The organism is Clostridium sp. BJN0001 (assembly GCF_022869825.1).
Classification (GTDB): Bacteria; Bacillota; Clostridia; order Clostridiales; family Clostridiaceae; genus Clostridium.
In genome coordinates this window covers 2,445,597-2,472,500 of the sequence record NZ_CP094971.1, presented here as the reverse complement: position 1 = coordinate 2,472,500, position 26,904 = coordinate 2,445,597, and the positions used below count along the sequence as shown (strand labels likewise).

Below are 26,904 nucleotides of genomic sequence, written 5' to 3'. Positions count from 1 at the left end.
TCCGAATGAGGAAACTCACATGGGAAACCCCATGTATTGTAAAGTGAATAAATAGCTTTATGAGGGTAAACCTAGGGAACTGAAACATCTAAGTACCTAGAGGAAGAGAAAGAAAAATCGATTTCCAAAGTAGCGGCGAGCGAAATGGAAGGAGCCCAAACCGGAAATTTATTTCCGGGGTTGCGGACAGAACATAACGAAGACATATAATTAACTGAACTAGCTGGAAAGTTAGACCGTAGAAGGTAAAAGTCCTGTAAGTAAAAATCATATTCTTCAAGTTCTGCACCAGAGTACCACGAGACACGTGAAACCTTGTGGGAAGCTGGGAGGACCACCTCCCAAGGCTAAATACTACCTGATGACCGATAGTGAAGAAGTACCGTGAGGGAAAGGTGAAAAGAACCCCGGGAGGGGAGTGAAATAGAATCTGAAACCATGTGCCTACAACCGATCAGAGCACCTTATGTGTGTGATGATGTGCTTTTTGTAGAACGAGCCAACGAGTTACGGTATGTAGCAAGGTTAAGTACTTAAGGTACGGAGCCGAAGGGAAACCAAGTCTTAATAGGGCGACTAGTTGCATGCTGTAGACCCGAAACCGGGTGACCTATCCATGGCCAGGTTGAAGCGAGGGTAAAACCTTGTGGAGGACCGAACCACGTTGCTGTTGAAAAAGCATGGGATGAGCTGTGGATAGCGGAGAAATTCCAATCGAACTCGGATATAGCTGGTTCTCCTCGAAATAGCTTTAGGGCTAGCGTCGGAAAATGTGAGTAGTGGAGGTAGAGCACTGAATAGGCTAGGGGGCATAGAGCTTACCGAACCTTATCAAACTCCGAATGCCATATACTATCAGTCCGGCAGTCAGACTATGAAAGATAAGTTCCATGGTCAAAAGGGAAACAGCCCAGATCGTCAGCTAAGGTCCCAAAGTGTAAGTTAAGTGGAAAAGGATGTGGGATTTCTAAGACAACTAGGATGTTGGCTTAGAAGCAGCCACTCATTAAAAGAGTGCGTAATAGCTCACTAGTCAAGAGATCCTGCGCCGAAAATGTCCGGGGCTCAAACTTACCACCGAAGCTACGGGTTCATACTTTAGTATGAGCGGTAGAGGAGCGTCGTAATTGGGTTGAAGTCGTACCGTAAGGAGCGGTGGACTGATTACGAGTGAGAATGTTGGCATTAGTAGCGAGATGTAGGCGAGAATCCTACAGGCCGAATATCTAAGGTTTCCTCAGGAAGGTTTGTCCTCTGAGGGTTAGTCGGGACCTAAGCCGAGGCCGAAAGGCGTAGGTGATGGACAATTGGTTGATATTCCAATACCACTACCATCGTTATTATCGAGGGTGTGACGGAGAAGGATAAGATGTGCTAGCTATTGGACGCTAGTCTAAGCATTTAGGGAGTAGGAACAGGAAAATCCGTTCCTATAATTCTGAGGTGTGATGGGGAAGGTTCCTTGTGAACCGAAGTATCTGATTCCATGCTTCCAAGAAAAGCATCTAGAGAGAGAAGTAGTGCCCGTACCGCAAACCGACACAGGTAGATGAGGAGAGAATCCTAAGGCCGACGGAAGAATTGCAGTTAAGGAACTAGGCAAATTGACCCCGTAACTTCGGAATAAGGGGTGCCTGCGAGAGCAGGTCGCAGAGAATAGGCACAAGCAACTGTTTAACAAAAACACAGGTCTCTGCTAAAGCGTAAGCTGATGTATAGGGGCTGACGCCTGCCCGGTGCTGGAAGGTTAAGGGGAATACTTAGCGCAAGCGAAGGTATGAACTTAAGCCCCAGTAAACGGCGGCCGTAACTATAACGGTCCTAAGGTAGCGAAATTCCTTGTCAGGTAAGTTCTGACCCGCACGAATGGCGTAATGACTTGTGCACTGTCTCAACTGCAAATCCGGCGAAGTTGTAGTACGAGTGAAGATGCTCGTTACCCGCGATTGGACGGAAAGACCCCGTAGAGCTTTACTGTAGCTTAGCATTGAATTTCGGTATTGTCTGTACAGGATAGGTGGGAGACTGGGAATTCAGGTCGCCAGATCTGAATGAGTCGTTGTTGGGATACCACCCCGACAGTACTGAAGTTCTAACTGGATGCCATGAAACTGGTGACAGGACATTGTTAGGTGGGCAGTTTGACTGGGGCGGTCGCCTCCTAAAATGTAACGGAGGCGCCCAAAGGTTCCCTCAGAACGGTCGGAAATCGTTCGAAGAGTGCAAAGGCAGAAGGGAGCCTGACTGCGACACATACAGGTGGAGCAGGGACGAAAGTCGGGCTTAGTGATCCGGTGGTACCTCGTGGGAGGGCCATCGCTCAACGGATAAAAGCTACCTCGGGGATAACAGGCTGATCTCCCCCAAGAGTTCACATCGACGGGGAGGTTTGGCACCTCGATGTCGGCTCGTCGCATCCTGGGGCTGAAGTAGGTCCCAAGGGTTGGGCTGTTCGCCCATTAAAGCGGCACGCGAGCTGGGTTCAGAACGTCGTGAGACAGTTCGGTCCCTATCCGTCGCGGGCGTAGGAAATTTGAGAGGAGCTGTCCTTAGTACGAGAGGACCGGGATGGACTGACCTATGGTGTACCAGTTGTTTCGCCAGAAGCATAGCTGGGTAGCTAAGTCGGGACGGGATAAACACTGAAAGCATCTAAGTGTGAAGCCCACCTCAAGATAAGATTTCCCATAGCGTAAGCTAGTAAGACCCCTTGAAGACGACAAGGTTGATAGGTCAGGGGTGTAAGTATAGTAATATATTTAGCTGACTGATACTAATAGGTCGAGGGCTTGACCAAATTAAAAAAAGTTGTAATACATGATTTATATGCAATTTTGAAAGAACAAATCTTTCAAAAATATCTGGTGATGATGGCGTAGAGGTAACACTCCTTCCCATACCGAACAGGACAGTTAAGGTCTATAGCGCTGATGGTACTGCATGGGTGACTGTGTGGAAGAGTAAGACGTCGCCAGGTTAGTTTATGGGGGTATAGCTCAGTTGGGAGAGCACCTGCCTTGCACGCAGGGGGTCAAGGGTTCGAATCCCTTTATCTCCACCATTTAGTTAGACTGTTGTTTAATCAACAGTCTTTTTTTATTATATAATAAAAGAGGTGTCGTTATTTTGGAAAAAAATATAGAAATGATGAAAAAAATAATAGAACAAAAGAAGAAAAAAGGTAAAAATATTCAAGGCAATTTAAAACCTAAGAAGGTAATAGGTCATTCAAGACAAGGTTCAAGACAAGGCAATGGTGGCGGATTATTTGACAAATAAGTATAAAATGTAGAAAATACTAGTTTTTATTTTATGTACAAATTTACTTTAGCGATGTATAATAAATGTAAAAAATATACAATTGTTAGGGGTTGTGATTAATAATGATTAAGACTATTGTGTGCAAAAAAAATGGATGCAATGGAAATCAGTTTTATATACATGAAGACGATAGTAAGTTAAAGATTGTATGTAAAGAATGTGGATCAAAGTATGAGTATAATCTTACGGATTATGATTATAGAATATTATCAAATTGTTCAAAATGTGCTAATGATACATTTAAAGTTTTTTATGATGAAGATAAAAATAAGATATATGAAAAATGTACAAAATGTGGAGAACCACCTGAAAAAATATTTATTGATGATGATGGAATTCAAGTTTCTTATGAAGCAAAGCTTTTAAAAGATGTACGAAAGATACTTATAAGACAAGAAGAGAAGTTATCAAGTCTTGAAATGAAAATTGAAAATTTTGAGAAAAGTCAGCAACTTGTTGAGGAGTCACTTGCATATATAAATAAATATATTTCTGAAATAAATTAGAATTTATATACTTAAGAAAATCATGTTTTGATAATTTAAAATGGAGGAACAATGAAAAATAGGAGGAAAGCTTTTATTTATCTAACTCTTTTGATTTTGTGGATGATTTTTATTTTTTTTATGTCTGCAAAATCGGGTGAAGTTTCAGATAGTCAAAGTTATGGGGTACTGTCTATATTGGATAGTATGGGTATTAATATTAATAAAGATAGAATTGATTTTGCTAATTTTTTACTAAGAAAAATTGCACATTTTACTGAGTATATGATTTTAGCATTTTTAGTGATAAATACATTAAAAAATTTTTTAAATACTAAAAAAATGATATATGTATATAGCATTATTATTGTATTTGTTTATGCATGCTTAGATGAATTTCATCAACTTTTTGTACCAGGAAGAGAAGGTGCATTAAGGGATATATGTATTGATACATTAGGTGGTTTTACTCTAGCTATAATTGTATTTATATTTAATAAACTTCGAAAAAAATGATTTATTGTATAAAATACATTAAAAAAAGGGATAGATTTTTGTAGAAAAAGGGATACTATTTATAGAGGATTTAATAATATTAAGGATGGTGTCTCTATGTCAGATTATATTATGGACATAAATGGCAGAATAGAATTAGGAGATTATAGCAGTATTTATGATTATTTAAATATAGTTGAATCAGATGATAATTTTATTATTAAAGTTCACAGTAATAGTCAAAATAATATTATGATAATAGATTCAATGCTAATAAAAAGTAATTTTATTGTTAATAGTAAAATTTATGATAGTAGTGGGAATTGTTATATTACTGCTAAAAGAATGTATTCTTAGAATTATATTTCTATATTTATAGCATCTTTTTTTACTTAAACACTTTAAAAAAAGAGTAAACTTATGTATTATATAAATATAATACAATTAATTAATAGATAAAATATGAATTGTATACGATATAATAAATTCATTTAAATGATGGGAGAGAAAAAGATGCAAAAATATGTTATTGGTATCGATTTAGGTGGAACGAAGATTAGTACTGCCTTATCGGATTTAAATGGTGAAATAGTGAGTCAAACTACTGTGCCTACAAAAGCTGATGAAGGTGAAATACCTGTACTTAATAGAATAATAAATTCTGTAAGTAGCGTTATAGAAGATAGTTCAGCTGATTTAAGTGAAATAAAAGCAATAGGAATAGGCTCACCAGGACCTTTAGATGCTGAGAAGGGCGTAATAATTTATACACCAAATCTTCCATTTAAAGACTTTAATTTAGTTGAACCATTAAAAAAGAAATTTAATTTACCTGTATTTTTAGATAATGATGCAAATGTTGCTACTATTGGTGAATATATGTTTGGAGCAGGAAAAGGTTCTAAAGATGTTATTTTCTTCACAATTAGTACAGGTGTTGGCGGAGGAGCCATATTAAATGGAAAAATTTACAGAGGACATACTTCTAATGCGTTAGAAATAGGTCATATGACAATTGAACAGAATGGACCTAGATGTAATTGTGGAAATATAGGATGTGTTGAAGCATTAGCATCAGGAACAGCTATTGCAAAGAGAGCAAAAGAAGCTTTAGAGAGTAAAGCAGAAACTTCTCTTAGACAGTATGAAAAAGTAACTTCTGCTGAAGTTTTTGAAGAAGCTAAAAAAGGAGATACTATAGCAAAAGATATAATAAGTTCTGCATTAAATTATTTAGGTATAGCAGTTGCAAATGCAGTAACAATTTTTGATCCTGAAGTTGTAATAATGGGTGGAGGAGTAACAAAAGCTGGAGATATAGTTTTTGATACTGTTAGAAAAGTAGTTGATAAAAGATGCTTTAAATCAATGGCTTCATCTGTAAAGATTGTACCTGCAGGATTAGGTCAAGATGCAGGAGTTATAGGAGCAGTTGCATTAGCTTTACTTGAAACTCAAGATAAATAGAAAATTAATATGAATACTAAGAAAAGTTTTGAATATAATATTAATGTAAAAGAGTTTTCTTAGTTATAAGTTTTTTCTTCTCATACATATAATCAATCTAAATTAAATCATTTTGGATTAAATTTTATTTAGCTTAGATTGAGAAGAAGAAATTTTTTATATAGCTATCCTCTTTTTTAGAGGGTAGCAATATTAAATGTAACTGTTTAGCCCATTCATTTATGAATGGGTTTTACTTTTTTAAAAAGATATAATACAATAAGTTAAAAAGAAAATTAAAAAGGAAGTGCAGATAATTTATGAAAGCTGAAATTATAGCAGTTGGTACTGAAATACTTCTTGGAGATATAGTTAATTTAAACTCACAGTATTTAGCAGCTAATCTTGCTTCATTAGGAATAGATATGTATTATCAACAGGTTGTTGGTGATAACAAAAAAAGAATTTTATATGCGTTTGATGAGGCATATAAAAGAAGCGATATAATTGTAACAACAGGAGGTCTTGGACCTACAAATGATGATATAACAAAAGAAGTTGCAGCTGAATATTTTAATATGAATTTAATTAAAAATGAAGAGTCAGAAAAAAGGATAATAAAATATTTTGAATCTAGTAATAGAAGTATGCCTGATAATAATTTAAAGCAGGCATATGTTCCAGAAGGAAGCATAGTTCTTCAAAATGATAATGGAACAGCTCCTGGAGTTATAATAGAAAAAGATAATAAAGTTATGATAATACTTCCAGGACCTCCAAAAGAAATGAAGCCTATGTTTGAAAATAGTGTAGTACCATATCTTCAGAAAAAAAGTGATTTTGTTATTGTATCAAAGATGATAAAGATTGCTGGAATTGGAGAGAGCAGTGTAGCTACACAAATAAAAGACATATTGGATTCTCAAACAAATCCTACAATAGCACCGTATGCAAAAGATACAGAGGTTGTATTAAGGATTACAGCAAAGGCGGAAAATAAAGAAAAAGCATTAAACCTTATAAAGCCAATGCAAAATGAAGTTGAATTAAGGTTTAAAGAAAATGTTTTTACAACAGAAGATGAACCAATTGAGAATGTAGTTGCAAAAATGCTTATAGATAAAAATCTTACAATATCAACAGCAGAATCATGTACAGGTGGAATGATAGCAGCAGCACTTATTAATTATCCAGGTGTTTCAAAAGTATTTCTTGAGGGTGCAGTTACATATACAAATGAAGCTAAGCATAAGAGACTTGGAGTTAAAGAAGAAACTTTGAAAAAATATACTGAAGTAAGCAAAGAAACAGCAGCAGAAATGGCAGAAGGAATAGCTAAAAATGCAGGTACTGATACAAGTATTGTTACAACTGGAATTGCAGGACCAGGAGGAGGAACTAAGGATAAACCTGTTGGACTTGTATATATAGGTGTATATGTAAAAGGAAAAACAATAGTTGAAAAACATGTATTTAATGGAAACAGAGCAAAAGTAAGGTTAAGAGCAACAGCAAGAGGACTTGATATGCTTAGAAGAGAACTTTTAAAAATTAGATAGAAATTAAGATGTCTTGAAATTTTTAATTTCAAGACATCTCTTTTATTATATAAATAAAAATGGGGGAGAGGCGATTAAACAATGAAGTTTATTACTTCATTAATAAGTATTACCCACTTTCATTTTTTTATACGCATTAATTTTATAATAAAGTGTAAAAAATATGCCTTTAAATTATTAAACTGATAATTATTTTAAAAATATATTGAATTATTAGCATTTTTATTTTATATTTGATAGTGACATCAAAAAGTTGAAGGAGGAATATTAATGGAAAACAAGAGAGAAGAGTGGAATAATAAATTAGGCTTTATTCTTGCAGCAGTAGGATCCGCTGTAGGTCTTGGAAATATATGGAGATATCCGTACCTTGTATATGCTAATGGAGGAGGAGCTTTTTTAATTCCGTACTTTGTAGCAATTATTACAGCTGCCATACCACTTTTAATACTTGAATATGGAATGGGACATAAGTATAAAGGCTCAACACCACTTGCAATTGCGAGAGCAAATAAAAAATGGGAATGGATGGGATGGTGGCCTACAGTTAGTGCATTTATAATCTTAGTATATTATTCTATGATTTTAAGCTGGGCTATCAAATACTTTTTATTAAGCTTTACAAAAGGATGGGGAGAAAATCCTAATGATTATTTTTATAATGATTTTCTTCATCTTTCAAGTTCACCATTTGAAGTTACAACAATAATATGGCCTATATTTATATGTATACTTTTATTATGGGCTATTAACTTTTTTATCTGTTATAGAGGGATAAAAAAAGGAATTGAAAAAATTAACAAACTTCTTCTTCCAATGCTTATAATTATAATGATTATAATAGTTATAAGAGGAGTTACTTTAGATGGAGCATCTGCAGGACTTAATAAATTATTTACACCGGATTTTGATAAAATGAGAGACCCATCAGTATGGGTAGCTGCATACGGGCAGGTATTCTTTTCACTTAGTATAGGAATGGGAATAATGATGACTTATTCTAGTTATCTTCCTAAGAAATCCGATATAAATAATAGTGCATTTATGACAAGTTTTGCTAATTGCGGTTTTGAATTTTTATGTGCGATAGGAGTCTTTTCTATATTAGGTTTTATGGCAACAAGTGAAGGCGTTCCTGTTGATGAAGTTGTTTCATCTGGAATTGGACTCGCATTTATAGTTTTCCCTAAAGTATTTTCAATTATGGGAACATGGGGAAATATTTTAGGAACTTTATTCTTTGCATGTCTTATCTTTGCAGGAACTACATCAACAGTTTCTTTAGTAGAAGCTGTATCATCTCCTATAATTGATAAATCAGGATGGTCAAGAAAGAAAGTTGTTTCTTTGATATGTGGTACAGGAAGTATACTTAGTATAGCATTTGCAACCAATGCTGGATTATATTTCTTAGATATAATTGATAACTTTATTAATAATTACGGTATAATAACAATAGGATTTCTTGAAGCTGTTTTTGTAGGATGGATACTAAAACCAGATACAATAAGAAATCATACTAATTCAGTATCTTATTTTAAAATAGGAAAATGGTGGAACTTAACAATAAAATATATAACACCTTTTATCTTAGGATTTATGCTTATATCTAGTATAATAAAGGAAATTAATAGTACATATGGTGGCTATTCATTTGCGGCTACATTTATTTATGGATGGGGCGTTGTTGGAGCAGCAATTATAATAGCAATTATAATAACTAGATTACCATGGAAAAATAAAAATTTGAATGAATTTGTAGATGAGGAGGAATGATTATGACTACAGTAGCAGTAGCCTGTCTTGCAGCAGGATCATCCGTTTTATATGGAGGATTATTAACAACTATATTTATAGCTGTTAAAAATAAATAATAACTAAATAACTTATGTTTTAAAAAAATCTGTCTAAATGGATTTAAAATATCTATTTAGACAGATTTTTATTTATTTATAAAAAAATATAAAATAAGTAATAAGTGGTAAATAGTGATATAATTAAGTATAAGTATATTTAGAAATAATGATGAAAAGGGGGATAGAATTGAAAAAAATTGATACAGTTTACGAAACGATAAAAGAGCTATTTAAGGAAAATGAAAATGGGATTACAGCAGATAAAATAGCAGACAAAATGCAGATGCAAAGAACTAATGCAAGCAGCTATTTAAATTTATTATGTAAACAAAAAAAATTAGAGAAAATAAATTCACGTCCTGTTCTATTTAAACCTATTTTAGAAAATAATAATGTATCTTATAAAAGAAAAACTGATGTTTTTAATATAATTGGTTATGATAAAAGTCTTAAAGGAGCAGTTCAGCAGGCTAAAGCGGCAATCATATATCCACCGGATGGATTAAATACTTTAATAACTGGTCCTACAGGAGTAGGAAAGAGTATGTTTGCATATCTAATGTACAAATATGCTCTAGAATGTAAACAATTAAATGAGAATTCTCCGTTTGTAACATTTAATTGTGCAGATTATTCAAATAATCCACAATTATTAATGTCTGAACTTTTTGGAGTAGAAAAAGGAGCATATACAGGAGCTGAGAAGGAAAAAGAAGGATTATTAAAAAAGACTGATGGTGGAATTTTATTTTTAGATGAAATTCATAGACTTCCTCCAGAAGGACAAGAAATGCTCTTTACTTTTATAGATAAGGGGACATTTAGAAAACTTGGTTCAACAAGTGAAATTAGTGTAAAGGTGAGGATAATAGCTGCGACTACAGAAAATCCTAAATCTGCCCTTTTAGATACTTTTACAAGAAGAATTCCTATGATGATAAAACTCCCATCTCTTAATGAAAGAACTGTATATGAAAGAAAAGAGCTTGTGGATAGTTTTTTATCTAAAGAAGCTAAAACAATTAATGAGTCTATTTATGTTGATAAATCTACAATGAAATCACTTCTTATTTATAAATGCAGTAACAATATAGGACAACTTAAAAGTGATATAAAAACTGCATGTGCGGAAAGTTTTTTGCAGTATAAAAAAAATACTAATACAAAATTTAAATTAAAAATTGATGATTTTAACAATAATATAAAAAATGGACTTACATATAATAATGGAAATAATGAGCAGGTAAATACTTTATTAAAAAATATAGATTACATAAGATTTAATAAAGACCTCTCAATTACAAATATATACAATGATAGAAATTTGAAAAATGAAATATATAATTTATCAGATGTGAATAAGCTTTCAGTAATAGAAGAAGATATAGATACGTATATGGATAAATTTCATTCTGATATAAATATTAAACATATAAAAGAACTTTTTGGAGAGGAAATTTTTACTGTAGTAGTTAAAATTTCAGAATTAGTTAAAAACGAATTAGATAGAAGTTTTTCAAATAGAGTTCTTTTAGGATTTGCGGTACATATAAAGAATGTTATTGAAAAAGTAAAACAAGGAAGAGAAATAACGAATCCACAACTTAATGATATAAGAATAAAGATGCCTAAAGAATTTAAAGTATCTGTTGCAATTATTCAGATAATTGAGGATAAATTTAATATACAGATTCCACTTGATGAAATAGGATATATAGCACTGTTTTTAAAAGATAATATAGTAAGCAGTAATGAGTTTTATAAAAGTAAGAATGTTAAAGTTATATTATGCTTTCATGGTGAAAGTACTGCAAAAAGCATGAAAAATTTTGTGAATGGAATATTAAAGACTGATATAGTTGATGCTGTTGATATGAATATAAATGTAAAGCCCAATATAGTATACAAAGAAATTGAAGACTTAATAAGAAAAGAAAATATAAAAAATATTCTTTTAATGGTGGATATGGGATCTTTAACTACATTTGATTCAAAACTTAAACGTAATATAAATGGCTTAAATATAAAGACAATTGAAATGTCAAGTACACCTATGGTTATTGAGGCTGCTCAGAAAGCTCAGATGGGAATGACACTTGAAGAAATTTATAATACAGTAGTTGATACTAATCCATATTTGGGTAAAAGAATAATAGGAGATATAGAAAGAAATGTAAATAGAAATCTTATTGTTATTGTGCATTTTTCTGAGGATGAACGTAATGTTAATATAAAAGCTACTTTGTGTAAAAATATTAATATGGACAATTATAAAACAGAAGTTATTTCAATATATAGTGAAAATGTTGATGAATGTTTTAAAACTATACATAATTTAGAAAAGCATAGAAATATAATTGCCATAATAGCCATGACAAATCCAGAAATATATAGCATACCATTTATAAAAACGGATGATATATTTACAAAAGCGGCGATTCAAAAGATAGAAAACATAATGAGAATAGAAAATTTCTATATTGAAATGTCTGATTCACTTAAAAATCATCTTATTAATTTAGAACCATATAAGCTTATAAGTGATTTAAAAGTGTTTATAGATAATATAACTAAAAAACTTGATATTCCTCAAGAACCAAATATTATTATAGGATGCGTACTTCATCTATGTTTTATGATTGATCAGATTATAAGTGGCAAGAGAGACAGAAAACTTAAAAATAAAGATAAGATTCGTAAAAAGTATTTTTATGAGTACAATGTAATAAAAGAAGAACTTAAATTTATTGAAGATAAATACGATATTCATATTTCAGACGATGAAATATGTGCAATTATTATTATTATATTAGAAATAGAAGATATATAAAAATAGTGTATAAATTTTTTATACACTATTTTTATATAAGCAATTTTTGACAAAATTAATTATACAATTTATACAGTAAAAATAAAAAAAGTGTAATTGTTTTCTGAAACCGCTTAAAATCTAAGTTTGACGAAAATGCAAAAATATTGAAAAAAGTTGGCACACAAAATGCTATATAAATAGTGAAGAGTAAATAATAAAGATAAACATGAGAGGAGAGGATAATATGAAAATATTATTAGTTTGTGCAATGGGAGCATCTACAGGGGTTATGGTTAATAAAATGAAAACCGCTGCAGAAAGTGACAGCACAATTGACAAATCTAATTTGGAGATAAGAGCAATATCAGCAGATAATTTTAAAGAAAGTTATAAAAATTATGATGTTGTTCTTCTAGGACCTCAAATAAGATTTAAGGAAAAGGAATTTGGAAAGCTATGCAGTGATTCACATATTGCAATGAAGATAATTCCAATAGCTGATTATGGTATGATGCGAGGCGATAATGTCTTAAAATTAGCTATAAAAATGTATGAAGATAATAAATAAATGAATTATTTAGAAGGGAAATGATTTATATGAGTGAAAATCAGTCTAAGTTTGAGAAATTTCAAGGGGTTCTTGAAAAATGGCTTATGCCTTTAGCAGATAAACTTCAAAGCCAGACACAACTTCAAGCGTTAAAAAATGGTATGATGTCTTTAATGTCAGTAATTATAGTTGGATGCGTAAGTCTTCTTGCTGCAAATGTTCCTTCAATTTTTGGAGTACAATTTTCAGCAAATACAGTCGCAATTTTAAGTCTTGTTTTTAATTTTACATTCGGATTACTTTCAATATATGCAGCAGCTACAATTTCATATAATCTTTCAAAGGCACATAACTTAGAGCCGCTATCAGGAATGATGACAGCTATTATAGTACAGCTTGTATTATGTGGAAAACTTGTAGATGGAAAGCTTGATGTTACATATCTTGATTCAAAAGGTTTATTTGTTGCAATGATTATAGCAATTGCAACAGTTGAAATAACAAGAGTTTTGATGAAAAACAATATAACATTTAAAATGCCAGATACAGTACCTCCTATAATAATAAGAGTATTTCAGAGTATAGTACCAATGTTTGTAAATGTTATGTTATTTTTTGGAATAGGTGTAGGAGTTGAACATTTAACAGGTCTTAATGTACCACAGCTTATATTAAAAGTATTAGCTCCAGCTATAAACAGTCTTGATAATCCATTTGCACTTGTAATATTAGTATTAGTAACACAGTTATTATGGTTCTTTGGAATTCATGGTATGGCAGTAACAAGCCCAATATATTTACCACTTGCAACTTCATATTTAGCTGCAAATGCTGCAAATAAAATGGCAGGACTTCCAATGGATCATGTATTCACATATGGATTCTATTTAAACTTCGTACTTCTTACTGGTTCTGGTATAACAGGAGGCTTAGTAATCTGGATGTTATTTAGTAAATCAGAGCACTTAAGATCAGTAGGAAAATTATCAGTTATTCCTGCAATATTTAATATAAATGAACCTGTTACATTCGGTGTACCTTTAGTTTTAAATCCAGTTATGTTTATTCCATTTGTAATTGGACCAGCTATATGTTCGTTAGTAGCATATCTTCCATTTTACTGGGGATGGCTTACTAGACCATTTATTGATCCACCAATGTGTACACCATCAATTGTAGCCGGATTTTTAACAAACATGGATTGGAGATCAGTAGTATTAGTAGTTGTAGTTTGTGCACTTTCAGCTATTATATATTATCCATTCTTTAAGATAATGGAGAAACAGGAATTAGCAAAAGAAAAAGAATTAGCAAATAACAAATAATAATTAAAATTAAAATTTTTCATTACATAGGAGGAAATATTTATGGCAGTATCTAATACAGAGAACAATATGGAACAAATAGTATTTGAAATTATATCATACGCAGGTGATTCAAAGAGTAACAGTCTTTTAGCGTTAGAGGCTGCTGGAAATAAGGATTTTGATAAAGCTGATAAATTAATACAGGAGGCTAGTAATGAAATCCTTAAAGCACATGATATGCATACAAGCCTCTTGCAGAAATTTTCATCAGGAGAAAAAATAGAAATGAATGTTTTAGTTACCCATGCACAGGATCATTTTATGAATGCAATCCTTGCAAGGGATCTAATAAAACAGATGATATCAATTATGAAAAAAAACAAAGGAGAGGATTAATATGAAAAAATACAGTATTACAATTATTGGTTCAGGAAGTGCTTATACACCAGGAATAGTAAACAGTATTTTGGTGAATATGAAAAGACTCCCAATAAAGAGAATTACATTACTTGATAATGAAGAGGACAGACTTCATAAGATAGGTGATTATGTTGAGATTTTAATAAAAGAAAAATATCCTGACATAGAAGTTGTTCTTACTACAGATAGAAAAACAGCATTTGTTGGAATGGATTTTCTATTTGCTCAAATAAGATCAGGAAGACTTCCTCAAAGATCTCTCGATGAAAAAATCCCATTAAAATATAATGTACCAGGACAGGAAACATGTGGACCTGGTGGATTCGCATTTGCAATGAGAGAAATACCACAAATGATAGCTATAAGTAAAGATGTTGTAAAATATGCACCAGATGCATGGATAATTAATTACAGCAATCCTACAGCAATAGTTGCTGCTGCAGTTCATAAAGCAGTACCAGAAGCTAAGAATTTATGTATATGTGATATGCCGGTTGCAGAAGAAGAAATTTTAGCATACAACTTAGGAAAGAAATCAGAAGAACTTACATTTGATTACTTTGGATTAAATCATTTAGGATGGTTTACTTCAATCTATGATAAAAATGGAAAAGATTATCTTCCAGAACTTTCAGATAAACTAAAGAAAGATGGAATTGATGTTAGCAATTTATCATTTATAGATGATGATTGGAAAAAGACCTTTAACAGAATACCAAAAGGAGTAAAATATTTTCCAAATGGAGGATATATTCCTTTAACTTATCTTCAATATTATCTATATCCAGATGAAATTGTTGAAGATGAAGATCCTAAATATACAAGAGCGGATATGGTAATAGAAAACAGAGAAAAGAAGGTTTATAAAGAGTGTGGTGAAGTAGTAAAGAAAGGAACTGCAAAGGGATGTTCTTTATCTGAAGATACACATGGCGATTTTATTGTTGATGTAGCAACAGCAATAGCAAATAATACTGGAGAAAGATATATAATAAATGTACCAAATAGAGGTGCAATTGAAAACTTTGATTATGATTCAATAGTAGAGCTTCCATGTTACGTTGATATTAACGGAGCACATCCAGTTTCAATAGGAAAAGTTCCACTATTTCAAAAAGGACTTATGGAAGCAGTAAATGCTTATGAAAGACTTACAGTAGAAGCAGCCTTAGAAGGCTCTTATGAAAAAGCACTTATGGCACTTACACTAAATCCTATAGTACCATCAGTAGGAATTGCTAAAAAGATCTTAGATGATTACATCGAAGTGAATAAAAAGTATTTCCCTGAACTTAAATAGAAAAACCAGGGAGGAATAAATAATGATAATTGGATTATATCTTCAGGGCGGAGGTGCCAAAGGAGCATTTGAAGCAGGAGCTTTATATGCACTATTAAAAAAAGGAATAAAATTCAATATTGTTTCAGGTACATCGGTAGGTTCAGTAAATGGTTATTATATATACACAAATAATTTATATAAATTAAAAGACTTATATACAGAAGATGACCTTTTTGATGAAACCCAAAAATCCTATATTAAAAATACAATCCCAAATAACCATTTTATAAGAAGACTTGCTGATTTAAATGGAATTAATAAAGATGTTCAGAAATTTTACGTTAATTATACACATATTGCTGATAAACAAATGAATGAAATAAGAAAAGACCTTACTACACTAACAAAAGAAGAAGCAATAGATTGTATAAATTACAGTTCATCTCTTCCATATGTAATTAATGATGGAAGGGAAAAAATTAGATTCTCAGAAATTACAGATGATTTTAAATCATCAGAAGTAATGGATGAATTTAATAAAAAATTCCAAATAGGCAAGTTTAACAATATGAATCTTGATGGAGGAATTTTAAATAATGAATTTATGGAACCTTTTGTAGAAAATAAGGTGGACAAACTCTATCTTATATCTGTAAGTAATTCTTTTAAAGTACCTAAATTTATAAAGGATACTTATAGACCTGAAGATATAATTTTAATTCATAGAGACAGTCTTTATAGTAGCAGTGATTCTATGAATTATAATAAGAATTTTTTAAAATCTTTATTTAAAGAAGGCTATGATAAAGCTTTAGAAAAATTATAAAAAAGCTCTCTCAAAAATCCTATTAGTGATTAATATATGAAAACATGACTTTATGAATTCTCTACCATAAAGTCATGTTTTATTTTTATTCTAAATTATTTTCTCTGTTATAAATTATTAACAGCGTCTCCTAAAACTTTTCCTATAGAATCATGAATAATTAAATCAGCTCTATTATCAGCAGAAGTTGAACTTTTATTGATTAACACTAGATTTGTTCCTCTAAAGTAATCGATAAGTCCGGCAGCAGGATAAACAACAAGAGAAGTTCCTCCTATTATTAAAGTGTCAGCTTTTGAAATAGCATTCACAGCAGCAGTTATAACTGAATTGTCTAGTCCTTCTTCATAAAGAACTACATCTGGTTTAACTTTTCCACCACATTTAGGACATGTAGGAATTCCTTTTGATTCTAAGATGAATTTCTCATCATAAAAAGCACCACAATCCATGCAGTAATTTCTAAGAACAGATCCATGAAGTTCATAAACATTTTTAGAACCTGCTGCTTGGTGAAGTCCATCAATATTTTGAGTGACTATTGCTTTTAATTTACCCATTTTTTCAAGTTTTGCAAGTGCAATATGTGCATTATTTGGTTTTGCATCTTTATAGATTAATTTGTCCTTATAAAAATTAAAAAATTCTTCTGGATATTTCATAAAAAATGTATGTGATACAAGCTGCTCAGGAGTAAAATTGATTTTTAATTTTTCATTCCAAAGACCGTTTGAACTTCTAAAGTCAGGAATATTTGATTCAGTTGAAACTCCAGCCCCTCCGAAGAAAACTATGTTGTTACTTTCTTTAAGTATTTGAGTTAACTTTTCTATTTCAGTATTCATAGTTAAATCACCTCCATATTTATTTTATATATTTATTTGTACATATATTCTCTTGTAAGTGGAAGAGAATTATTTGTTCCATTGCTAAATAGAAACTGATGAAGATTTATATTTCCACATTTAAATGAGGCTGCACATGCACTTAAGTAAAGATCCCACATTCTAATAAATGTGGAATCTTTCATTTTTTCTACTTCAGGAAGTACATTTATAAAATTTTGATGCCACATTTCAAGTGTTTTAGCATAGTGCATTCTTAGATTTTCAACATCAATAAGATTAAATCCAGTTTCTATAATGTCATTTACAAGAGTATTGACACATGGAATGAATCCACCTGGAAAGATGTATTTATTTATCCAACTGTTTGTAGAAGATGTAGGAGAATTAGTAGTAATACAATGTATTAGAGCAAGTCCATTATTATTTAATAGATTTTTTATGCAAGAAAAGTATTCATTTAAGTATTGACTTCCTACATGCTCAAGCATTCCTACGCTTACAATCTTATCAAATTTTTTGTCTTTTATTTCTCTGTAATCTTCAATTTTTATATCAACTAAATTTTCAAGATTTTCATTTTTAATTCTTTCTTTTCCTTTTTCATATTGCTCATTGCTTAAAGTAATTCCAACAGCTTTTACTTTATATTCTTTAGCAGCTTTAATTACAAGTTCTCCCCAGCCACAGCCTATATCAAGGAGAGTTTCGCCTTTTTTAAGATTAAGTTTTTTTAAAATATAGTCTACTTTATTTATCTGTGCATCATATAGGGAATCATCTTTATTTTTGAAATATGCACAAGAATATGTCATTGTTTTATCTAGCCATAATTTATAAAAATCATTACCTATATCGTAATGATGCTCAATGTTTTCTTTACTATTTTTTATATTGTTTAATATTTTTTTTGTAATATGTGAAAATTTATTATTAGAACCTAAAAAACTCTCTGTACTGTTATATAGAGATTCAATTACTAATTGAAGGTTCCCATCAATTTCAATATCTTTATTCATATAAGCTTCGCCAAATGCAATTGATGGGTCAGCTAATATTGAAGATTTAGGAATTGGTTTATTAAATTTAATTTTAAATTTTGGTGTTGTTTCACCATAAATTTTTGAACTTCCATCCCATAATATTAGTTCAAAAGAATCTGAAAATAAATTCTTAAATAGATTTTTGTAAAAAATTTTATCTAAAGCCATAATATTCCCTCTTTCTGTATTAGAGTAAAATTCTTATACTAATAAAAATATTATATACCCAAACAACAAAACAATGTAATATAAAACATGATAATATTAAAAATATGTCTGTCTATTCTTAAATTTAGTGATAGAATAGTATGATATATTTATGGATTAAAAATTAAGAAGGAGACCGATATTTGATTGTGCAGCATAATAAAATAAAAATACGAAATGTAGTGGATTTTGAAAATATGATGAAAGAAGATAAAACTCATATTGATCAAAAAATCATAAAGATAATAGAAGAATCTCTTAAAAATTCAGAAACAGAATACAGAGCATATGACAGTTCTGATTTTATTGATTATTTTAAAAAGAAAATTTTATTTAAAGAGCAGATTAAGATACTTAATAATCTTTTGCTAAAAGTAGAAAACATAATAATAAAAAGAATAGAATACGAGAAAATTAGAGTGAAGGCTTATGATGTGTCTTATTTTGAAAAGATGGTTTCTAAAGCGCATGAAGATATTTTATCTATAAAAGATTCACATATAACATTTGATATAGATGAACTTGATAGTGAAATAAGCACAAAATGTGTTTATGCAAAAGATGTAGAACTTTTAAAAAAGATATTGTTATTTAATAACTCAGATGTAAAAGAAAAATATGATTATGAAAAAAGGCAGAAAACTTTATTTATAAAAAAGCCTGATCTGTTTACAATTGATTTCATAAAATTCAAAAATGGAAGTATTGAATATCACAATTTTTTAAATGATGCAGTTTTAAGAATGAATAGACTTATTTTAAATATTAAAAAATATGTTAAAAATGAGGATAGCAATATCATTGAAATAAATCAGAGTAAGGCGATTCAAGATTCTATAAATGTTGCAGAAGTTGAATTCTGTAGTATTAATTTTAAAGCTTTAAGTGGAAATGATGAAGTTAATGGCTTTATTAAAGCTCCAATTAAAGATTTAGAGAGGTTTAAAAGCTTTAGGGTAAATAGGTTTGGTGAAATAGGAACAGGTTATGATAGGTTCTGTGATAGTGAAAAGAAGATATTTGAGAAGATAGATGAGTGTATTGAAAACAATATTGTTTTAAATTATGGAAAAGTAATTTTAAAAAGCAGATGGCAGCCATGCCCAAGTTGTTATTATGTTATGGAACAATTTTTAGAAAAACATCCTAATATGAAAATAGAGGTACGATATTTAAATGATTATGGAAGAGCAAAATAGATAAAAATAAAAAAATAGGAGTATTATATAACTGGCATGATATCTAGCTTAATAATGTATAGATAATAGAAATAAAAAACTTTTTAAAAAAAATAGTTGACATAATGCGACTTGTTATATATAATTATATACATCTGGTAGCGATGGCGTAGAGGTAACACTCCTTTCCATACCGAACAGGACAGTTAAGGTCTACAGCGCTGATGGTACTGCACGGGTGACTGTGTGGAAGAGTAAGACGTTGCCAGGTAAGCATGGCTCGATAGCTCAGTCGGTAGAGCAGAGGACTGAAAATCCTCGTGTCACTGGTTCGATTCCAGTTCGAGCCACCAAGAAGCACTAACAAAAGTTAGTGCTTTTTTTTTAACATAAATTTTGTTGTAAAGAAATAGAAAATATGATAATATTTTAAATAAAGATGGTATATATGGTATATTTTATTTATATATGGGGGTATATAATATGAATAGTATAAGATTTAAAATTTTTATTTCTATTTTTTTATGTAGTATGGTTACAGCATTATTGATTGGAGGATTTAGTATAGCAAATGCTAGAAATAGTGCAATTAATGACTCAAAAAATATGCTGAGCCTTATGACTGAGAACAAGACAGAAGAGCTTAATCAAAAAATATTGGGAATTGAACAGTCTGTTAATACATTAACCAATATTGCAAAAACAGAGATTGATGATTTAAATAAATTTAAGACTGATCCTGAGTATGTTAAGGATTATCAAAAGAAAATGGAGAGATCTTCAATTGAATGTGCAAACAATACAAAAGGTGCGATAAGTTTTTACATAAGGTTCAATCCTGAATATACAGAACCTACATCAGGCCTTTTTTATTCAAGAGATAGTGAAAACAGTGAATTTAAAAAACTTACGCCTACCGATTTTAGTAAGTATGATAAAGATGACATAGAACATGTTGGCTGGTATTATGAACCTGTAAAAGCAAAGAAGGCCATTTGGATGTCACCATATCTTAATTCAAATCTTAATATATACATGGTTTCTTATGTAGTTCCTATTATTAAAAATGGAGAAAATGTAGGAGTTGTTGGAATGGACATAGATTTTGATGCAATAAGCAGTGTTGCAAAAGAAACAAAAGCATATAATTCTGGGTATGCATTCATAACTGACAATAAAGGAAATATAATGTATCATCCTAATCTAGATATTAATCAAAATGTTGAAAAAATAACAGGAATAAATGGAATCTCTGATAAATTTAATTCAGATGAAAATTATATTAAATATAAATCTAATAATCAAAACAAGGTTTTGTCATTTGATAAAACATCAAATGGATGGATGTTTATTATTACTGCTTCTGAGAAAGAGATACTTCAAAATGCAGCTGATATTACAAAAAAAATAATAGTTGCTGCTTTAGCACTTCTGGTAGTAGGAATTTTAATATCTTACGTTGTAGGAAAGAGAATTGCATCTCCTATTCAAAAAGTTACAAAAGCTATAAAAAAAGCCTCAGATCTTGACCTTACATATGATCCTGATATTGATAGCCTTCTTAAATATAAAGATGAGATAGGAGTACTTTCAAATGCTTATGAAAAAATGAGAAGTGAAATTCAATCTCTTCTTAAAGAAATACTCAAGCAGTCTGAAGATATGGACAAGCACAGTAATGAGCTTTCAGATATTGTAGAAGGTTTTACAGAAAGAATGCAGAGTATAAATTCGTCAGTAAAGGGTATATCAGATAGTGTACAAGAAACAAGTGCATCATCTGAGGAAATAAGTGCATCGATAAATGAAGTTAATACAAGCTCGGATACACTTTCAGTAAAGGCTACTGAAGGAAGTGCAAAGGCTGAAGAATCAAAAGACAACTCAAGAAATATTAAAAATATGGCTGATGAATATACATCTAAAACAAGAGAAGTTTATAGTCAGAAAAAGGAATCAGAAATTAAAGCACTTAAAGAAGGGGAAGTTGTTAAAAAAATTGCGATACTTGCAGATACTATTTCAGATATTGCAGAACAGACTAATCTTTTATCGCTTAATGCATCTATAGAAGCAGCTAGAGCTGGCGAATCAGGAAAAGGGTTTGCTGTTGTTGCACAGGAGGTTGGAAATCTTGCAGGTCAGTCAACTGAAGCTGTAAATACAATAAAAAATGTAATTTCAGAAGTTCAAAAAAGCTTTAATAATCTTTCAAGCAATAGTAAAGAAATTTTAAAATTTATGAATGAAAATATCGAAAAACAATCTGAGATAGTAGAAAATATGTCAAATAAGTTTTATAAAAGTTCTGAGTTTGTAAGCAATATGTCAGAAGAAATTGCAGCAATGTCAGAAGAGCTTACAGCTACTGTAGGACAAATTGGAGAGGCTATAAATGTTACAGCTAAGAATGCGCAGAAAGCTTCTGAAAATGCTGATGTTATTCAAAAAAGTGTACATGAAACTACACAGGAAGTTCAGATTATTTCTGATAATGCTAAGAATCAGAGAAAACTTAGTAGGACGCTTTATAATGAAATTTCAAGATTTAAAATATAGATAAATAAAAAAATTAATACTAAAAAAGAGTTTCTAATATTTTTCAGAAACTCTTTTTTAGTATAATAGATTTTTTTATTATACAAGACATTCTTCAAGTTCAACTGTATATCTGCCACATTCAGGACAAACTATTAAACTTACTATATAGCTGTTATCAACTTTTCCAGCTCTTTGAAGTCTTGTGAAAGTTGTATTTTCATATTCAGGGCATATATCATTTATTACATAAGCGTTATTTTTTGTATAAATATAAAAATGATATTCAAGATAAGGATAGGCTCTGCCAAAAGCTTCTTGTTTTTCACATGGACATTTAGAAGCATAGTATTCTTTAGAAAAGTCAATGCTTTTTTTTGAGTGAGAAAGTGAGTCTAGTACTATTTCAAGTGATATATCTTTTACTTCATTATTTTCATCGTTAAAAAATCCATCACAGTTTTCTTCATTTAATAAATATTTTTTGCTATTATATTCAAATTCCATTAATTTAATCCTTTCAAGCTTATATATTTTCTATTTGCCAGTCAATAGGAGTTTGACCTGTTTCTTTTAAAAATTTATTAGTTTTTGAAAAAGGTCTGCTTCCAAAAAATCCTCGTGATGCTGAAAGAGGACTTGGATGAACTGATTTTAATATAAGATGCTTTTTATTTGTTATTAATTTTTCTTTAGAGATTGCATTGTTTCCCCATAAAATAAATACAATAGGATTTTCTTTTTCATTAAGACTTGCTATAACTTTATCGGTAAACTCTTCCCAACCCATTTTTCTATGAGAATTAGCTTCTTTTGCACGAACAGATAATACAGTATTTAATAGAAGAACTCCTTCATCAGCCCATTTTTTTAAGTATCCATTATTAGGTATGTAACATCCGATATCATCATGAAGTTCTTTAAATATGTTAACAAGTGAAGGAGGAGTCTTTACTCCTTTATTTACAGAAAAACTTAATCCGTGAGCTTGATTAGGCCCATGATAAGGATCCTGCCCTAAAATTACTACTTTAACTTTTGAATAAGGTGTATAGTGAAGTGCATTAAATAAATCGTACATATTGGGGTATATTTTTTGGGTTTTATATTCTTGTATTAGAAATTGTCTTAATTTTAAATAATAATCTTTTTTAAATTCTGAATCTAAGTATGTTTTCCAGTCGTTTTTTAATATTTCTGTCATAAAATCACCCTTTTTATTATATCATGTAGTAAGTAGATTTAACAAAATCATGTATAATTATATTTTAATATTGTTACAATTAAAATATACTGATAAAATAAAAAGGAAAATAAATTTTTTATAAAGGAGAAAATAAATGGAAAATAAAGTGTTAGCTGTAGCAGCTGGAAATGAAATAACAGAAAAGGATCTTGATATGGTAATTTCAAGATATCCAAAACAGCAGCAAGCTATGTTTCAGAATGAAGCAGGAAAGAAACAATTAGTTGAACAATTAATTTCATTTGAATTAATGAATAAATTTGGTCAGGAAATCAAATTAGATGAGACAGAAGAATACAAAAAATCTATGCAGAATATATCAAAAGAAGTAATTACATCAATGGCTATTAATAAAGCGTTAGCTGATGTTTCAGTTACTGATGAAGAATGCAAAAAGTATTATGAAGATAATAAAGAATCTTTTGGAGAACCTGAACAGGTTTCAGCAAAACACATATTAGTAGATAGTGAAGAAAAAGCATCTAGCATTAAAAAAGAAATAGATGAAGGATTATCTTTTGAAGATGCAGCTAAGAAGTATTCATCATGCCCATCTAAAGAACAGGGAGGAAGACTTGGATATTTCTCAAGAGGAATGATGGTCCCTGAATTTGAAGATGCAGCATTTAAGCTTGAAATAGGCAAAATAAGTGATCCTGTAAAGACTCAGTTTGGATATCATTTAATAGTAGTTGAAGGAAAGAAAGACGCTTCTACTAAATCATACGATGAAGTTAAAGATACAGTATTAAATCAACTTTTAAAACAGAGACAGGATAAGAAATATAAAGAAATGATTTCAGAACTTGAAAAGAAATATGGTGTTGAAAGAAAATAGTATTTTTCTTTTTATGGGGCTGGTATATTTTATACTAAGCCTCATTTTTTATGTTTAGGAGGAATAAAATATGATTTTGTCCGGAAAAGAAATATTAAGACATATGGGAAAAGAAATAATTATTGAGCCTTTTAATAAAAGTAGAATTAATCCGAATAGCTACAATTTATCATTAAATAATGAGCTTATGGTTTATGAAAACAATATTCTAGATATGAAAAAAGAAAATAAAGCAAGAAAAATAATAATTCCTAAAGATGGAATTGTTCTTGAACCTAATAAATTATATCTTGGAAGAACAAACGAGTATACAAAAACAGATAAATTTGTACCGATGCTTGAAGGACGTTCTTCAACAGGAAGGCTTGGGCTATTTATTCATGTTACAGCTGGATTTGGAGATGTAGGATTTGCAGGATATTGGACTTTGGAGATGTTCTGTGTTCAGCCTATAAAAATATATCCTGATGTAGAAATATGTCAAATATATTATCATGATATAAAGGGAGAATATGATCTTTATAATAGCGGAAAATATCAAAATAATACTGGAATACAACCAAGCCTTATGTATAAAGACTTTTTAAAAAAATAAATTACAGTATAATACAAAAAAACTGCCATTTAAGATATATCTTAAATGGCAGTTAATAAAATCTGGTCGGGGTGACAGGGCTTGAACCTGCGACCTCATGGTCCCAAACCACGCGCGCTCCCATCTGCGCCACACCCCGAAAGCATTTAAATTATAGTACAAAATTCTTGTATTGTCAATTAAGAATGTATCATTTCTAATAAAACTTTCAATATATGTCATTTTAAATTTAATAAATATCAAACATAATACGTATTTACAAAATAATACATATAATTCCATTGTCTTAAAATGTAATGAGTGCTATAATGTAATAGATTAAATAGAAGACGAGTAGTCACGGAAACTAATTTAGTAATTGTGATTATTTATACAAGTAGTATTTTTAAATAAAAACTTTAGTTTTTATTTAAAAATAGGCATAGCAAACAAACCTACAAATGTAAGTTTAAAAAAATATTCAATTTGATTGAAAGTCTATTTTAATAAATTTAAGATAGAAAATCCAAAGGCTTTAATTCTAGCGTCAAGATGAATATTGATGCTAGCAATCATAGTCATGAAAGAATAACGCTTTTTACCACGTATTTTTAAAGAATGAATTTTATAGTCATTAAGAATACGATTGTTGATTCTTTCGGAACAGGTTCTGGTTTTATAAATTTCTTTATATTGTTTTGAACCACGAGGGATTTTTGTAAATAAACGTAAATCCCATGATGGTTTAGTATATATTACTCGGCCATATGCCGAAGGCGAGCATTGGTCAGTACAAGAACATGATTTAATTTTTTTACATGCTAAAGGACAGCGCCATTTAACTCTTGAACGGCTTTTTTCAAAGCCATTATAAATCATTTCATGGCCGCCTATGCATATTGGAACACCCTTTTCATTAATTGATAAGGATGTAGGATATTTTGAATTTCCTTTATTTTTGGAATTCAAATCAATGAAGGGATTAATGTTCCATTTGGAGCATAATTCATATGTAGGATAGTTATCATTGGCTGAGTCAAGCACATAATTTGATATTTTGAACTGCGGTAACAGTTCTCTAAATTCAGCCAATGCAACTACTCCAGTTATACTATCATGTCTACTTGCTTCTACAAAGCGTAGATATACTGGTAAATCTATTTTATATTCAGGGTTATAAGTAGATAGCGCATAAAGAGTATAACCGTAAAACCAACGGTTTTCATGACTATCCCAGCCCCAATTAGCATCAACATCAGAAAGTTTACGGGCACATTTACAATCGTAAATACCATTTTCACGACAGTTACAAACTTTTGAACCATAATAAGATGAATGACAATGAACACATGTGCCATCACCAGCGAGTGTAAGATTCTGTTGTTTTATTAGATTAAGATCAAATGATGGTTTAACAGCAACAAGAGAAAATATGTGTTGAAGCAATTTTTCAGCTCTAAGTGAAAATGAATGGTCTGTTTCAAAAAAATCGCATATTTTTTTCACAGATCCAGATTTTTTATTAGGAAGCTTCTTATTTTGTCCTGGTGATTTTACTTTAGATGGTTTTTTCTTGTAAGGTCGTACAATTTTAAGCCTTTTTCTATCAGATGCTAAGTCAGACATCCAAAGTCTAGATATAAAATCATAATGAGCACCAAGTGATGGTGTTTTACCGGCGGTGCAACCGATGCATATTGCAAGGAATTCATCACAATTTAATTTTTTTACCCAATTTGTAATACTAGTTTCTTTCAGAAAAAGCATTAATGAAAAGGAACGAAATATTTCAGGTTGAAGGGCGGCAGGCCTGCCCGTGTTAGAATAATAAGGCTTCAATATTTCTCCAAGTATATCTAAATCTAAACAATATAGTTTAGAAATAGATGATTCTAATTCTAAAACTCTTTTATAAAAAGTTTGATTAGATGATGAGAAATTTGAAATAATAAATTGCTGATATTCAGCATGAGATGTCCAATTTTTAAGCATAATATAATCCTCCAAAAAAGTATGTTTTTAGGAGGATGCCGCAAATTTCTATACATTTGTCAAGGCTTTTATGCAAAAAAGTTG

At 30.6% G+C, this 26,904-nt stretch carries 22 protein-coding genes, 3 tRNA genes and 3 rRNA genes (1 of these 28 cut by a window edge); 22 read left to right on the top strand and 6 right to left on the bottom strand.

The features are described 5' to 3' along the window. The 16 genes from MTX53_RS12000 to MTX53_RS11925 form a co-directional block, all read left to right on the top strand. Positions 1-2,797 (top strand): 23S ribosomal RNA (locus MTX53_RS12000); it begins 112 nt to the left of the window's first position. Positions 2,798-2,860: 63 nt separating this feature from the next. After that, positions 2,861-2,977, top strand: a 5S ribosomal RNA gene (gene rrf, locus MTX53_RS11995). 8 nt (positions 2,978-2,985) lie between these two features. After that, positions 2,986-3,061: transfer RNA gene (locus MTX53_RS11990), tRNA-Ala, on the top strand. Positions 3,062-3,126: 65 nt separating this feature from the next. Further along, positions 3,127-3,279 (top strand): hypothetical protein, encoded by a 153-nt coding sequence (locus MTX53_RS11985; RefSeq protein ID WP_244833997.1) that lies wholly within the window; start codon positions 3,127-3,129, stop codon positions 3,277-3,279. A gap of 104 nt (positions 3,280-3,383) precedes the next feature. Further along, positions 3,384-3,827, top strand: coding sequence for a hypothetical protein (locus MTX53_RS11980; protein WP_244833996.1), 444 nt, complete (start codon positions 3,384-3,386; stop codon positions 3,825-3,827). A gap of 51 nt (positions 3,828-3,878) precedes the next feature. Beyond that, positions 3,879-4,322, top strand: a complete 444-nt coding sequence (locus MTX53_RS11975) for a VanZ family protein (RefSeq protein WP_244833995.1) — start codon at positions 3,879-3,881, stop codon at positions 4,320-4,322. A 96-nt stretch (positions 4,323-4,418) separates the two neighbouring features. Beyond that, positions 4,419-4,658 (top strand): hypothetical protein, encoded by a 240-nt coding sequence (locus tag MTX53_RS11970; RefSeq protein ID WP_244833994.1) that lies wholly within the window; start codon positions 4,419-4,421, stop codon positions 4,656-4,658. A gap of 156 nt (positions 4,659-4,814) precedes the next feature. Then, positions 4,815-5,768: an ROK family protein gene (locus MTX53_RS11965; protein ID WP_244833993.1), complete on the top strand. Its 954-nt coding sequence runs from the start codon at positions 4,815-4,817 to the stop codon at positions 5,766-5,768. A 299-nt stretch (positions 5,769-6,067) separates the two neighbouring features. Then, on the top strand, positions 6,068-7,306 hold the full coding sequence (locus MTX53_RS11960) for a competence/damage-inducible protein A (RefSeq protein ID WP_244833992.1): 1,239 nt from the start codon (positions 6,068-6,070) through the stop codon (positions 7,304-7,306). Positions 7,307-7,576: 270 nt separating this feature from the next. Further along, positions 7,577-9,082, top strand: coding sequence for a sodium-dependent transporter (locus MTX53_RS11955; RefSeq protein WP_244833991.1), 1,506 nt, complete (start codon positions 7,577-7,579; stop codon positions 9,080-9,082). 267 nt (positions 9,083-9,349) lie between these two features. Then, a complete protein-coding gene (locus tag MTX53_RS11950; RefSeq protein WP_244833990.1) occupies positions 9,350-11,992 on the top strand; it encodes a sigma-54-dependent transcriptional regulator in 2,643 nt (880 codons plus the stop codon). 226 nt (positions 11,993-12,218) lie between these two features. Beyond that, positions 12,219-12,542, top strand: coding sequence for a PTS sugar transporter subunit IIB (locus MTX53_RS11945; protein ID WP_244833989.1), 324 nt, complete (start codon positions 12,219-12,221; stop codon positions 12,540-12,542). 29 nt (positions 12,543-12,571) lie between these two features. Next, positions 12,572-13,849 (top strand): PTS transporter subunit EIIC, encoded by a 1,278-nt coding sequence (locus MTX53_RS11940; RefSeq protein ID WP_244833988.1) that lies wholly within the window; start codon positions 12,572-12,574, stop codon positions 13,847-13,849. A 42-nt stretch (positions 13,850-13,891) separates the two neighbouring features. Further along, positions 13,892-14,227: a PTS lactose/cellobiose transporter subunit IIA gene (locus tag MTX53_RS11935; RefSeq protein ID WP_244833987.1), complete on the top strand. Its 336-nt coding sequence runs from the start codon at positions 13,892-13,894 to the stop codon at positions 14,225-14,227. A 1-nt stretch (position 14,228) separates the two neighbouring features. Further along, positions 14,229-15,551 (top strand): 6-phospho-alpha-glucosidase, encoded by a 1,323-nt coding sequence (locus MTX53_RS11930; RefSeq protein WP_244833986.1) that lies wholly within the window; start codon positions 14,229-14,231, stop codon positions 15,549-15,551. Positions 15,552-15,573: 22 nt separating this feature from the next. After that, entirely contained in the window at positions 15,574-16,359 is a 786-nt protein-coding gene (locus MTX53_RS11925) for a patatin-like phospholipase family protein (protein ID WP_244833985.1), read from the top strand. A 107-nt stretch (positions 16,360-16,466) separates the two neighbouring features. Here MTX53_RS11925 and MTX53_RS11920 read toward each other — a convergent pair whose 3' ends face one another. Continuing rightward, a complete protein-coding gene (locus tag MTX53_RS11920; protein ID WP_244833984.1) occupies positions 16,467-17,204 on the bottom strand; it encodes an NAD-dependent protein deacylase in 738 nt (245 codons plus the stop codon). Positions 17,205-17,236: 32 nt separating this feature from the next. Then, positions 17,237-18,415, bottom strand: a complete 1,179-nt coding sequence (locus MTX53_RS11915; RefSeq protein WP_244833983.1) for a cyclopropane-fatty-acyl-phospholipid synthase family protein — start codon at positions 18,413-18,415, stop codon at positions 17,237-17,239. Positions 18,416-18,603: 188 nt separating this feature from the next. Between MTX53_RS11915 and MTX53_RS11910 the strand changes: the two genes are divergently transcribed. The 4 genes from MTX53_RS11910 (at position 18,604) to MTX53_RS11895 (ending at position 22,191) form a co-directional block, all read left to right on the top strand. Further along, complete coding sequence (locus MTX53_RS11910) at positions 18,604-19,653, top strand: deaminase domain-containing protein (protein ID WP_244835498.1); 1,050 nt, start codon at positions 18,604-18,606, stop codon at positions 19,651-19,653. 133 nt (positions 19,654-19,786) lie between these two features. Then, a 5S ribosomal RNA gene (gene rrf, locus MTX53_RS11905) occupies positions 19,787-19,903 on the top strand. Positions 19,904-19,909: 6 nt separating this feature from the next. Then, positions 19,910-19,985 (top strand) — tRNA-Phe (locus MTX53_RS11900). Between the two features lie 130 nt (positions 19,986-20,115). Next, positions 20,116-22,191 (top strand): methyl-accepting chemotaxis protein, encoded by a 2,076-nt coding sequence (locus MTX53_RS11895; RefSeq protein WP_244833982.1) that lies wholly within the window; start codon positions 20,116-20,118, stop codon positions 22,189-22,191. A 78-nt stretch (positions 22,192-22,269) separates the two neighbouring features. Here the strand turns inward: MTX53_RS11895 and MTX53_RS11890 are convergent, their stop codons facing one another. Both MTX53_RS11890 and MTX53_RS11885 read right to left on the bottom strand, forming a co-directional pair. Then, the gene (locus MTX53_RS11890) at positions 22,270-22,677 is read right to left on the bottom strand and encodes a DUF3785 family protein (protein ID WP_244833981.1); all 408 of its coding nucleotides are present in this window, start codon (positions 22,675-22,677) and stop codon (positions 22,270-22,272) included. Between the two features lie 19 nt (positions 22,678-22,696). Further along, positions 22,697-23,374: a uracil-DNA glycosylase gene (locus MTX53_RS11885; protein ID WP_244833980.1), complete on the bottom strand. Its 678-nt coding sequence runs from the start codon at positions 23,372-23,374 to the stop codon at positions 22,697-22,699. Positions 23,375-23,510: 136 nt separating this feature from the next. Here MTX53_RS11885 and MTX53_RS11880 point away from each other — a divergent pair, with 136 nt between their 5' ends. Continuing rightward, a complete protein-coding gene (locus MTX53_RS11880) occupies positions 23,511-24,254 on the top strand; it encodes a peptidylprolyl isomerase (RefSeq protein WP_244833979.1) in 744 nt (247 codons plus the stop codon). Between the two features lie 70 nt (positions 24,255-24,324). After that, a complete protein-coding gene (gene dcd / locus MTX53_RS11875) occupies positions 24,325-24,849 on the top strand; it encodes a dCTP deaminase (protein ID WP_244833978.1) in 525 nt (174 codons plus the stop codon). A 63-nt stretch (positions 24,850-24,912) separates the two neighbouring features. On the opposite strand, the gene MTX53_RS11870 is transcribed toward dcd, so the two are convergent. Next, positions 24,913-24,988, bottom strand: a tRNA-Pro gene (locus tag MTX53_RS11870). Between the two features lie 338 nt (positions 24,989-25,326). Then, complete coding sequence (locus MTX53_RS11865) at positions 25,327-26,820, bottom strand: transposase (protein WP_024038583.1); 1,494 nt, start codon at positions 26,818-26,820, stop codon at positions 25,327-25,329. Between the last annotated feature and the right edge of the window lie 84 nt (positions 26,821-26,904).